The following is a 10,487-nucleotide window of genomic DNA, read 5'->3' as shown; positions in this document are numbered from 1 at the left end:
CGGGAAAGAGGAAACGATGGCACTCGACAGGACACCGCCCGTTCTGAACGGCCTCGACGGCGAAGGCTCGGTCCAGGTGCATCAGGACGCGTCTGACAGGATCGAAGGGGCGAAGGTCTTCTCGGTCTACGGCAAGGGCGGGATCGGCAAGTCGACCACGTCGTCGAACCTTTCGGCGGCCTTCGCGACGCTGGGCAAGCGCGTGCTACAGATTGGCTGCGATCCGAAGCACGACAGCACCTTCACACTGACCGGCACGCTGGTGCCCACGGTGATCGACATCCTGAAGGAGGTCGATTTCCACGCCGAGGAACTGCGCCCGGAGGATTTCATCTTCGACGGCTGGGGCGGCGTGAAATGCGTCGAGGCCGGCGGTCCGCCCGCCGGCACCGGCTGCGGCGGCTATGTCGTGGGGCAGACTGTGAAGCTTCTGAAGCAGCATCACCTGCTGGAGGACACCGACGTCGTGATCTTCGACGTGCTGGGCGACGTGGTCTGCGGCGGGTTCGCGGCGCCGCTGCAGCATGCCGACCGCGCGCTGATCGTGACCGCGAACGACTTCGACTCGATCTACGCGATGAACCGGATCATCGCGGCGGTGCAGGCCAAGTCGGCGAACTACAAGGTGCGGCTGGCGGGCTGCGTCGCGAACCGGTCGAAGGATACCGACGAGGTGGACCGCTACTGCGAGACCGTCGGGTTCAACCGGATCGCGCATATGCCCGACCTCGACGCGATCCGGCGATCGCGTCTGAAGAAGAAGACCCTGTTCGAGATGGCCGACGACGAGGAGATCGTGCAGGTCCGCAAGGAATACGTCCGCCTGGCCGAGACGCTCTGGAACGGGACCGAACCGCTGGCGCCCGCACCCCTGCCGGACCGCGAGATCTTCGAGCTTCTGGGGTTCGATTGATGACCTATGACGCCACCCTCGCCTCGGTCGAGACCTATTTCGACCGCACCGCGACCCGCGCGTGGGAGGCGCTGACCTCGGACGCACCGGTTTCCGGCGTTCGCGCCACGGTGCGGGCGGGCCGCGACCGGATGCGCGCGATCCTGCTGAGCCGGATGCCGCGCGACCTGACCGGGCTGCGGGTGCTGGATGCGGGCTGCGGCACCGGGGCGCTTGCCGTCGCGATGGCGGCGCGCGGGGCCGAGGTGACGGCGGTCGACATCTCGCCGCAGCTGATCGACATCGCGCGGCGGCGCGCGCCGGGCGACATGCGCGGCCGGGTCGACTTTCGCGCGGGCGACATGCTGAACGCAGGCCTGGGTTCCTTCGACCACGTCACCGCAATGGACAGCCTGATCTATTATTCGGAAAGCGACCTGATCGCGGCGCTCGACGCGCTCGCCCCGCGCATCCGGCACAGCATACTGTTCACGGTCGCGCCGCGCACCCCGCTCCTGATGGCGATGTGGCGGGCGGGCAAGCTGTTCCCGCGCGCCGACCGGTCGCCGGCAATGGTGCCGCAATCGGCGAAACGCCTTGGCCGGGGTCTGACCGCTTGCCGCCTGGTGCCGGTCACGCGGGTCAATTCCGGCTTCTACATCTCGCAGGCTCTGGAAGTCGTCCCGTGTTCCTGAAGCGTGCCATATCGGGCCTGAGCTTGCGGATGCTGCCGTTCTCGGACGCGGTCAGCGACCAGTTGCCGCTGTCGCAGCTTCTGCGCCTGTCGCTGTTCCAGGTCTCGGTGGGGATGGCGGCGGTGATGCTGCTGGGCACGCTGAACCGCGTCATGATCGTGGAGCTTTCGGTGCCCGCGACCATCGTCGCCGCGATGATTGCTATCCCGGTCCTTATCGCACCGTTCCGCGCGCTTCTGGGGTTCCGATCCGACACCTATCGCTCTGCGATCGGGTGGAAGCGTGTGCCGTATCTGTGGTTCGGATCGCTCTGGCAATTCGGGGGCCTCGCGATCATGCCGATGGCCCTGCTGGTGCTGGCCGGGGACACAGCCCTCGACGCGGGCATGTTCGGACAGGTCGCGGCGGCGCTTGCCTTCCTCCTGACTGGTCTGGGCATGCACATGACGCAGACGGCGGGCCTGGCCCTCGCCGCCGACCGCGCGACGGAGGAGACGCGCGCGCGCGTCGTCTCGCTCCTCTACGTGATGTACCTGCTGGGCATGGCGTTCGCCGCGCTGGTGATCGGGACGCTGTTGCGGGACTATTCGGACCTGCGGCTGGTGCAGGTGGTGCAGGGCGCCGCGGTCGTGACCGTGATCCTGAACGTCGTGGCCCTGTGGAAGCAGGAGCGGATGTCCCCCACCACCCCCGCGGAACGCGCCCGCCCGCGGCCGTCCTTCCGGGTGGCCTGGGCCGATTTCACGCGCGAGGGCCGCGTGACGCGTCTTGTCGTCGTCATCTTCCTCGGGACGATGGCGTTCAACATGCAGGACGTCCTGCTGGAACCCTATGGCGGCGAGATACTGGGCCTGTCGGTTTCGTCCACGACGCTGCTGACGGCGATGTGGGCGGGCGGCGCGCTGCTGGGCTTCGGGCTGGCCGCACGCTGGCTGTCGCGCGGGATCGACCCGCACCGCATGGCCGCCCGCGGAATCCTTTGCGGTCTGGCGGCGTTCTGCGCGGTGATCTTCTCGGCGCCGACCGGCTCGCCCCTGATGTTCTATGCCGGCGCCGCGGCCATCGGGCTGGGCGGCGGACTGTTCGCCGTGGCCACGTTGACGGCGGCGATGACGCTGCCGGTGCAGGGCGTGGCGGGCCGCGGCCTGGCCCTCGGCGTCTGGGGCGCGGCGCAGGCCACCGGCGCGGGGCTTTCGATCTTCGTCGGCGGGGCGTTGCGCGACATCATCAACAAGGCGGCCGAGACCGGTCTGCTGGGCGAGGCACTGACCGCGCCGTCGATCGGCTATTCCGTCGTCTACCAGGTCGAGATCGGCCTGCTTTTCATTACCCTCATCGCCCTCGGCCCGCTCGTGCAGGCCCGACGGCTCGGCCACGGTCGGCCGGTCCGGCTTGAACTGTCGGACTTCCCGACCTGAACATGAAAGGAGATCGCCATGCTCGGCGTTGAATTCTTTGGAAACTTCGACCTCGCCAGTGCCGCGATCTGGATGTTCTGGATCTTCTTCGCGCTGCTGATCTTCTACCTCCAGACCGAGAACATGCGCGAGGGCTATCCGCTGGAGGACGACGACGGGAACCTGTCGCCCAACCAGGGCCCCTTCCCATTGCCGCGCGACAAGACGTTCCATCTGCCGCATGACCGCGACGACGTGACCGTCCCGTCGGGCGCGCGCGCGGATCGCCGCGACCTCGCGCTGGAGCGGACGGCCGCCTCCGGTGGCGCGCCCTATCTGCCGACCGGCGACCCGATGGTCGATGGTGTGGGGCCGGCCAGCTGGGCCGAACGCGGCGACCACCCCGAACTCGACGCGCATGGCCATCCGAAGATCCGGCCGCTGTCCAAGCTGGACGATTTCCGCATCAGCGCCGGGCGCGACCCGCGCGGCAAGGCGGTCGTGGCCGGCGATGGCGAGGTCGTGGGCCGGGTCATCGACATGTGGGTCGACGTGCCCGAGCAGATGGTCCGCTATCTGGTAATCGACCTGAACCCCGAGGGATCGGGCAAGATCCGCCTGGCGCCCATCCACATGGTCCGCATCAAGCGCGATCGCGTCGCCGTGCGCTCCCTCTACAGCCACAACTTCGAGGGCATTCCGACGATCAAGGCCGACGACCGCATCACGCTGTTGGAGGAAGAGAAGATCATGGCCTGGTACGCCGGCGGCACGCTCTACGCGCATCCGTCGCGGGCCGAGCCCAAGATATGAACCGGACATAAGGAGGAGGTTCGCGATGTCCCATGACGATTTCAACTTCGAGCCAGTGCGCGGCCTTCCCGAGACCCTGCCCGCGGACGAGCATATCCTGTGGCAGGGCGGCCCCGACGCCTGGCGACTGGCGATCGAGGTCCTGTGGATCCGCTGGGTCGCGGGATATTTCGCGGTGCTGGCAATCTGGCGCGTGGGTGTGTCGTCGACCGGGCTGCCGCTGGGCGAGGCGTTGCTGCACGGGGTGCCGTTCGTCCTGCTGGGGGCTCTGGCCTGCCTCGTCCTTCTGGGGATCGCGCGGGCGATGGCGCGGACGACGGTCTACACGCTGACCAACAAGCGCGTCGCCATGCGGATCGGCGTGGCGCTGACGATGACGCTGAACCTTCCCTATACCTGGATCGGTTCGGCCGATGCGGATATCCGGCCGGGCGGCAGCGGCACGCTGGCGTTCGACCTGCTGGGCGAGACGCGCTTTTCGTACCTGATGACCTGGCCGCATGTCCGGCCCTGGCGGATGGGACGCACGCGGCCGGCGTTTCGTTGCATTCCCGATGCGGCCCGGGTGGCACGCCTGTTCGCCGAGGCCGCCGACGCGCGCGTCGCCGTGCCGCGGGTCGAATACACGCCCGTCGGCGCCATAGCCGCGGAGTAGGCCGAATGGGACAGCTGCAATCACAGATGAGCGCCCGCGACACCGAGATGGTGCCCCGCGTGCTGGTGCAGGCGATGTTCGCGCTGATGACGGGCGCGCTGTTGCTGGTGGGGTTCGCGGTGCTTACGGACCGCCCGCATGTGGGCGTGCCGCGCCTTGCCCCGGTCGAGGCCGAGAGCCGCGTCTATCTAGAGGGCAGCCGGCAGGGCAACGTGACGGTTCGCGACGGCGCCGGCACGGTCATCGCCAGGTCGGAGGCCGACCGGAACGGATTCATCGGCGTGATCTGGCGCGTGCTGGCCCGCGAACGGATGAAGCGCGGCATCGCGGACGGCGCCCCGGTGCGCGTGCTGCGCCGCACGAACGGCACGATCGCCATCCTGGATACGGCCACCGACTGGTCGGTGGAATTGGTGGGGTACGGAGAGGACAACGTCGCGGCCTTTGCCAGGCTGGTCGACTGATTACCCGGAGGAGGGTTCGGACATGGGACTGCTTACACGAGAGACGGAAACCGCCCCCTGCACGGTCGAGGTCAGCCATCGCTTCGACGAGCTGTCCGCGCATGTGCGGTTCAACAACGGCGCCGTCGTCCACCCCGGCGACAGCGTTCTCGTCCACGGCGCCGAGATCATGGCCCCCTATGGCGAGGTGGTGCGCGAGGACCGCATGGCCACGATCACCCGCGCCTCGGCGCTGGAGCGGGCCTGGACGCGGATGACCGGCGATCTGGAATTCATGGAACTCTGCGAGTTTTCATTCTCCGAGGAGGTGCTGTCATGAACGCCCATATTCCCCATTCGGCCGACGCCGCCACCGTCGAGGAGGCGCTTGCCGCCGAGAACCAGCAGATCACGTCGAACGAGGCGGCGACGGCGGTCGCGATGCAGAACACGTTGCTGACGCCGCGCTTCTACACCACCGATTTCGACGAGATGGACGCGATCGACGTGACCCCCGTCCGCGCCGAATGGGACACCCTGATCGCGCGGATGAAGTCCGACCCCAACAAGGGCCATTTCAAGAAGAACGAGGATTGGGACCACGTCGACTGGGACGGGATGGACCCCGCGCTGCGGGCCGAGTTCATCGACTTCCTGATCTCGTCCTGCACCGCCGAGTTCTCGGGGTGCGTCCTGTATAAGGAGATGAAGCGCCGGGGCAGCAACGAGGACATCGTGACGCTGTTCCAGCTGATGGCCCGCGACGAGGCGCGGCATGCGGGTTTCATCAACGACGCGCTGCGCGAGGCGGGGATCGCGGTGAACCTGGGCTTCCTGACGCAGGCCAAGAAATACACCTACTTCCGGCCCAAGTTCATCTACTACGCGACCTACCTTTCGGAAAAGATCGGCTATGCCCGCTACATCACGATCTACCGCCACCTGGAAGCGCACCCCGAGCATCGGTTCCACCCAATCTTCAAGTGGTTCAAGGAATGGTGCAACGACGAGTTCAGCCACGGCGAGGCCTTCGCGTTGCTGATGCGGACGGACCCGAAGCTGACGGAGAGCCGGGCCAACAAGCTCTGGATCAAGTTCTTCCTGACGGCGGTCTACGGTACGATGTGGGTGCGCGACCATCAGCGCCCGGTCTTCCACGAGGCGCTGGGGGTGGAGCCGACCTGGTACGGGCAGGAGGTGTTCCGCAAGACCTCCGAGATCTCGAAGCAGGTGTTTCCGTTCACGCTCGACATCGACCATCCCCGTTGGCGGCCTGGCCTCGACCGGTTGCAGCGCGCCTCGGTGCAGGTCGCCAAGGCGAAGCAGCGCGGCGGGATCGGCGGCATGGCGTCCCGCATCGCCGGGATGGCGAAGGCGGCGGCGGCGTTCGCGTCGCTCTACACGATTCCGGTGGTGCATAGCGACGTGCCGGACAATGCGCGGCTGGAGCCGGCCTACTGATGGCCGTCTCGGCCGGGATCGCGGCGCTTCTCGCGCTCTTCGTCTGGTGGTTCGCCACCGGGGCGATCCTGTTCGTCGTGCGCCAGGCGGATCGCGCCGGCGGCCGGGCCCCGCTGGGCGCCGCGTTGGCGGGGCTGCCGTTCCTATCGGCCGGGCTCGTCTGCGCCGTCCTGTCGCGCGGCGATGCCGGCGTGCCGGGGGCCTATGCCGGTTTCCTGTCGGCGCTGGCCATCTGGGGCTGGATCGAGCTGGCCTTCCTGACCGGCACGATCGCCGGCCCCAGCCGCGCCCCGTGTCCTGCTGGTGCTGCAGGCGCGGAACGGGTGCGGCTGGCCTGGCGGACGATCGCGCATCACGAGGCGGCGCTGATCGCCGGGCTTCTGGGCCTGACCGTGATCGTCTGGGGCCATGCCAACCCGATCGCATTGCAGACCTATGCCATTCTTTTCGCCGCCCGGATCCTTGCGCAGTTGAACCTGTTCTGCGGCGTGCCACGCATCAACCTGGAATTCGTGCCGGCGCGGTTGGAACATCTGAAATCGCATTTCCGCCTCGGGCCCATATCGGCCGTCTTCCCGCTGGCCGTGGCGATCCTGTCGGCGTTGCTACTGGTCCTGCTGCACGATCTCGTTTCGGCCCGGACCTCGGTAGAGGCCGCGACCGCAAGCCTGCTTGCCATGCTGGCCGCGCTGGCGCTGGTCGAACACGCGATGATGGTCCTTCCGCTGCCGGATGCGAAGCTGTGGCGCTGGATGCTGCCCGCGCCGGCAACCCCCGATCGGCGGTTCACGCCGCCGTCCATGAACCCGAGCGAAAGATGAAAGCCATGGATTTCGACGCCATCTTCACCAGCCAGATCGAAACCCTGAAGGCGGAAGGAAACTATCGCTACTTCGCCGACCTCGAACGCCGAAGGGGCAAGTTCCCGCGCGCCGCCAACCGCCACGAAGGCGCGACGCGCGATGTGACCGTCTGGTGTTCGAACGACTACCTGGGCATGGGGCAGCACCCGGACGTCGTCGCCGCGATGTGCGAGGCGGTGCACCGCTCGGGAACCGGGGCAGGGGGCACGCGCAACATCTCGGGCACCACCCACGATCACCTGCTGCTGGAGCGGGAGATTGCGGACCTGCACCGCAAGGATGCGGCGCTGCTGTTCACCTCGGGCTACGTGTCGAACTGGGCGGCGCTGTCGACCCTGGGCAGCCGCCTGCCGGGCTGCGTCATCCTGTCGGATGCGGGCAACCACGCCTCCATGATCGAGGGGATCCGGCATTCGCGCGCGCAAAAGGTGATCTGGCGCCACAACGACGTGGCCGACCTGGAGGCCAAGCTGCGCGCGTTGCCCGCGGACGTGCCCAAGATCGTCGCCTTCGAAAGCGTCTATTCCATGGACGGCGATATCAGCCCCATGCGCCAGATCGTCGAGGTGGCCGAGAAATACGGCGCCATGACCTATCTGGACGAGGTGCATGCCGTGGGCCTTTACGGCCCGCGCGGCGGCGGCATCAGCGAGCGCGAAGGGCTGGCCCATCGCATCACCCTGATCGAGGGAACTCTGGGCAAGGCGTTCGGCGTAGTCGGCGGCTATATCGCCGGGTCGGCGCCGCTTTGCGACTTCATCCGGTCTTTCGCCAGCGGCTTCATCTTCACCACCGCCCTGCCGCCCGCCGTGGCCGCCGCGGCCCGCGCCTCGATCATGCATCTCAAGGCGTCTGGGTTCGAACGCGCAAGGCAGCGCCGCCAAGTGGCACAAGTCCGCGCACGGCTGGACGCGCAGGGAATTCCCCATATGTCCAACGAGAGCCACATCATTCCCGTGCTCATAAAGGACCCTGTCAAATGCCGCATGCTGTCGGATTACCTGATGGACGAATGGGGGATCTATGTGCAGCCGATCAACTATCCCACCGTCCCGAAGGGGACCGAGCGCCTGCGCCTGACGCCGTCGCCCATGCACACGGATGCGGATGTCGATCACCTCATCGCCGCGTTGACGGCGCTTTGGTCGCAATGCGCGCTGGCGCGTGCTGTTGCATAACAAGGTCGCGTCAGACCATGTTTCCTGATCCGGGATCGCTCCCGGCACGTAGCACAACCAAAACCCCGGGAGGTCCCATGAAGAACATCTTGATCGCAGCCGGCGCGCTGTTGCTGGCGGCGCCGGCATGGTCGGAAAGCCATGTCGAGGTCCAAGGCGATGCCGCAGCCGGCGAGGAACAGTTCAACCGGCAATGCGTCGCCTGTCATGTCGTGCAGAACGAAGAGGGCGAGACTCTGGCAGGCCGCAACGCGCGGACCGGCCCGAACCTCTATGGCGTCGCGATGCGGCAGCTCGGTTCGGTGGAGGATTTCCGCTACGGGGATTCCATCGTCGAACTCGGCGAGCAGGGCACCGTCTGGACGGAGGAGAACTTCGTCGGCTACGTGCAGGACCCGACCGGCTGGCTGCGCGAGACGCTGGATAACCCGCGCGCCCGCGGCAAGATGGCCTACAAGGTCCGCGCCGAGGAGGACGCCTTCAACCTCTATGCCTACCTGGCGTCGGTGAGCCCTGAGACCGAAGCGACCAACTGATCCCGCATCGCCCGCCGACACGACAGCGGCGGGCGATACGCGCGTCGGACGCGCATGGCGGTCATGATGCGGATCACGCATGAACGGCACCGCTTCGGGCGAAACCCTCACGTTTTTCCCGCATCAGAGCCCATCGCGTGCCAACGGAGAACTGACCGGTGGCCGGTGAGCGACCGCGGGGAATGGACATTCGCGTGCGGGTGTTCCTGAATGGGGCACCCGGAGATACGGGTCCCGCCCGCCCGTCGAAGGTCGTGGGCCGGCAAAAAACATCGGAGTGCAAATGACGAAGCACGTCCTTCCCGCGATGGTCGCGATGTTGGCCATGGCGACGAGCGCCCTGGCCCATTCGCAGGTCGAGGACATGCGCCCGGCGGATGGGGGAATCCTGCAGACGGTCGAGGCTATCGAGCTGCGCTTCGACGCGCCGATGCGCATCACCGCCATCACCCTCACCGGCCCGGACGGAGACATGGCGGTCACCCGCGAGACCGGCCTCGACCCCGTGACGGCGTTCCGCGCCCTGCCGCCAGATGCGATGCCCGCCGGTGCATATCGGGTCGATTGGCGCGGGCTGGCGGCGGATGGGCACCCGATGCAGGGCACGTTCGGCTTCACGCTGACGGACTGACATCTTGGATGGGATGGCCCCGACCGACAGCTGGGCCCTGGCGGCGGTCGTTGCGAAGGCTGCGGAATATGCCGCGGTACTGGTCGCGATGGGCGGTCCCCTTTTCATCGCGGTGTTTCGATCCGCACCCGGTGATGTGCTGCGGTTAGCGCGGCAATTGACGGCGCTCGCGGCGCTCATGGGGCTTCTGCTCCTCGCGCTGCGCTTCGGCATCCGGTCGGCCCGGATATCGGGAACGGGTCTCGCGGGGGCGACCGACCAGGTGATGCTGGGCCTGGTGGCGGACAGTCCGCTCGGTCCGGCGGCCCTCTGGCGCGGGGCGGGTGAGCTTCTGATCCTGTCGATATTGACACGGGGTTCGTTCGGCCTGGCCGCGGCCCTGTTCGGTGCGCTCCTGGTGGCGGGGTCCCATGCGGTGATCGGCCATTCCCTCGGCGACCCGCGTCCGGTTCTGGCCGCGCTTCTGGTTCTGCACCTGCTGGCGGGCGCCTTCTGGGTCGCGGCACTTGCGCCGCTGCATCGCGTGGCCGAAGGGGCCGGCGGCGCCGCCCTGCTACATCGCTTCGGCGTCGTGGCCGGCGGGACGGTCGCCGTCCTCCTGCTGGCCGGGGCCACGTTCGCATGGCTGATGGTCGGCAGCCCAGGCAGGTTGTTCGGGACGGTCTACGGCTGGACGCTCATCGCCAAGGTGGTCGCCGTCTGCGGGTTGTTGGGGCTAGCCGCGGGAAACAAACTCCGCCTCGTTCCGGCCTTGGCCGCCGGGGACTCCGGGGCACCGGAAAAACTGCGCCGGGCCATTCGGGCGGAGGGCGCGGTCGTCCTGCTCATCCTCCTGCTTACCGCTATGCTGACCACGATCACGACGCCGCCGATGGGAACCTGAACGGCGGAGATCGGGGGCTGACGGATCAGCCCTGCGCCAG

Annotated in this window: 13 protein-coding genes; all 13 read left to right on the top strand. The window is 67.6% G+C overall.

Annotated features, from left to right (window positions below; all coding sequences use genetic code 11):
• Nucleotides 1-16 precede the first annotated feature (16 nt).
• The 13 genes from bchL (at nt 17) to MWU52_RS08830 (ending at nt 10,447) form a co-directional block, all read left to right on the top strand.
• Nucleotides 17-913, top strand: coding sequence for a ferredoxin:protochlorophyllide reductase (ATP-dependent) iron-sulfur ATP-binding protein (bchL, locus tag MWU52_RS08890; protein ID WP_246951197.1), 897 nt, complete (start codon nt 17-19; stop codon nt 911-913).
• Nucleotides 913-1,587 (top strand): magnesium protoporphyrin IX methyltransferase, encoded by a 675-nt coding sequence (gene bchM, locus MWU52_RS08885; protein ID WP_246951195.1) that lies wholly within the window; start codon nt 913-915, stop codon nt 1,585-1,587. The genes bchL and bchM overlap by 1 nt, the downstream gene beginning before the upstream one ends.
• A 29-nt stretch (nt 1,588-1,616) precedes the next feature.
• Entirely contained in the window at nt 1,617-3,005 is a 1,389-nt protein-coding gene (locus tag MWU52_RS08880; protein WP_246952830.1) for a PucC family protein, read from the top strand.
• 18 nt (nt 3,006-3,023) lie between these two features.
• Nucleotides 3,024-3,797: a photosynthetic reaction center subunit H gene (gene puhA, locus MWU52_RS08875; RefSeq protein WP_246951194.1), complete on the top strand. Its 774-nt coding sequence runs from the start codon at nt 3,024-3,026 to the stop codon at nt 3,795-3,797.
• Between the two features lie 25 nt (nt 3,798-3,822).
• Nucleotides 3,823-4,452: a photosynthetic complex putative assembly protein PuhB gene (gene puhB, locus MWU52_RS08870; RefSeq protein ID WP_246951192.1), complete on the top strand. Its 630-nt coding sequence runs from the start codon at nt 3,823-3,825 to the stop codon at nt 4,450-4,452.
• Between the two features lie 5 nt (nt 4,453-4,457).
• Nucleotides 4,458-4,916, top strand: a complete 459-nt coding sequence (puhC, locus tag MWU52_RS08865) for a photosynthetic complex assembly protein PuhC (RefSeq protein ID WP_246951190.1) — start codon at nt 4,458-4,460, stop codon at nt 4,914-4,916.
• A gap of 22 nt (nt 4,917-4,938) precedes the next feature.
• Nucleotides 4,939-5,235 carry a hypothetical protein gene (locus MWU52_RS08860; protein WP_246951189.1) on the top strand — a complete coding sequence of 99 codons (297 nt, stop codon included), beginning with the start codon at nt 4,939-4,941 and terminating at the stop codon, nt 5,233-5,235.
• Nucleotides 5,232-6,356 (top strand): magnesium-protoporphyrin IX monomethyl ester (oxidative) cyclase, encoded by a 1,125-nt coding sequence (acsF, locus tag MWU52_RS08855; protein WP_246951188.1) that lies wholly within the window; start codon nt 5,232-5,234, stop codon nt 6,354-6,356. Before MWU52_RS08860 ends, acsF begins: the two co-directional genes overlap by 4 nt.
• On the top strand, nt 6,356-7,177 hold the full coding sequence (puhE, locus tag MWU52_RS08850) for a putative photosynthetic complex assembly protein PuhE (protein ID WP_246951187.1): 822 nt from the start codon (nt 6,356-6,358) through the stop codon (nt 7,175-7,177). The genes acsF and puhE overlap by 1 nt, the downstream gene beginning before the upstream one ends.
• A gap of 5 nt (nt 7,178-7,182) precedes the next feature.
• Nucleotides 7,183-8,397, top strand: a complete 1,215-nt coding sequence (hemA, locus tag MWU52_RS08845) for a 5-aminolevulinate synthase (RefSeq protein ID WP_246951186.1) — start codon at nt 7,183-7,185, stop codon at nt 8,395-8,397.
• A 77-nt stretch (nt 8,398-8,474) separates the two neighbouring features.
• Nucleotides 8,475-8,933 (top strand): c-type cytochrome, encoded by a 459-nt coding sequence (locus tag MWU52_RS08840; RefSeq protein WP_246951185.1) that lies wholly within the window; start codon nt 8,475-8,477, stop codon nt 8,931-8,933.
• Nucleotides 8,934-9,216: 283 nt separating this feature from the next.
• Nucleotides 9,217-9,564 carry a copper resistance CopC family protein gene (locus tag MWU52_RS08835; protein ID WP_246951184.1) on the top strand — a complete coding sequence of 116 codons (348 nt, stop codon included), beginning with the start codon at nt 9,217-9,219 and terminating at the stop codon, nt 9,562-9,564.
• A gap of 13 nt (nt 9,565-9,577) precedes the next feature.
• The gene (locus MWU52_RS08830; protein ID WP_246951182.1) at nt 9,578-10,447 is read left to right on the top strand and encodes a CopD family protein; all 870 of its coding nucleotides are present in this window, start codon (nt 9,578-9,580) and stop codon (nt 10,445-10,447) included.
• Nucleotides 10,448-10,487 lie beyond the last annotated feature (40 nt).

The organism is Jannaschia sp. S6380, from assembly GCF_023015695.1.
In the GTDB taxonomy this organism is placed as follows: domain Bacteria; phylum Pseudomonadota; class Alphaproteobacteria; order Rhodobacterales; family Rhodobacteraceae; genus Jannaschia.
This window is presented reverse-complemented; position numbering and strand designations above follow the sequence as displayed.

What these genes read in the sequence shown, in the direction of transcription:
- puhE (WP_246951187.1), top strand. Translation starts at nt 6,356, where the DNA reads ATGGCCGTCTCGGCCGGGATCGCGGCGCTTCTCGCGCTCTTCGTCTGG.
- puhB (WP_246951192.1), top strand. Translation starts at nt 3,823, where the DNA reads ATGTCCCATGACGATTTCAACTTCGAGCCAGTGCGCGGCCTTCCCGAG.
- puhC (WP_246951190.1), top strand. Translation starts at nt 4,458, where the DNA reads ATGGGACAGCTGCAATCACAGATGAGCGCCCGCGACACCGAGATGGTG.
- acsF (WP_246951188.1), top strand. Translation starts at nt 5,232, where the DNA reads ATGAACGCCCATATTCCCCATTCGGCCGACGCCGCCACCGTCGAGGAG.
- MWU52_RS08830 (WP_246951182.1), top strand. Translation starts at nt 9,578, where the DNA reads ATGGCCCCGACCGACAGCTGGGCCCTGGCGGCGGTCGTTGCGAAGGCT.
- MWU52_RS08860 (WP_246951189.1), top strand. Translation starts at nt 4,939, where the DNA reads ATGGGACTGCTTACACGAGAGACGGAAACCGCCCCCTGCACGGTCGAG.
- MWU52_RS08880 (WP_246952830.1), top strand. Translation starts at nt 1,617, where the DNA reads ATGCTGCCGTTCTCGGACGCGGTCAGCGACCAGTTGCCGCTGTCGCAG.
- MWU52_RS08840 (WP_246951185.1), top strand. Translation starts at nt 8,475, where the DNA reads ATGAAGAACATCTTGATCGCAGCCGGCGCGCTGTTGCTGGCGGCGCCG.
- hemA (WP_246951186.1), top strand. Translation starts at nt 7,183, where the DNA reads ATGGATTTCGACGCCATCTTCACCAGCCAGATCGAAACCCTGAAGGCG.
- MWU52_RS08835 (WP_246951184.1), top strand. Translation starts at nt 9,217, where the DNA reads ATGACGAAGCACGTCCTTCCCGCGATGGTCGCGATGTTGGCCATGGCG.
- bchM (WP_246951195.1), top strand. Translation starts at nt 913, where the DNA reads ATGACCTATGACGCCACCCTCGCCTCGGTCGAGACCTATTTCGACCGC.
- puhA (WP_246951194.1), top strand. Translation starts at nt 3,024, where the DNA reads ATGCTCGGCGTTGAATTCTTTGGAAACTTCGACCTCGCCAGTGCCGCG.
- bchL (WP_246951197.1), top strand. Translation starts at nt 17, where the DNA reads ATGGCACTCGACAGGACACCGCCCGTTCTGAACGGCCTCGACGGCGAA.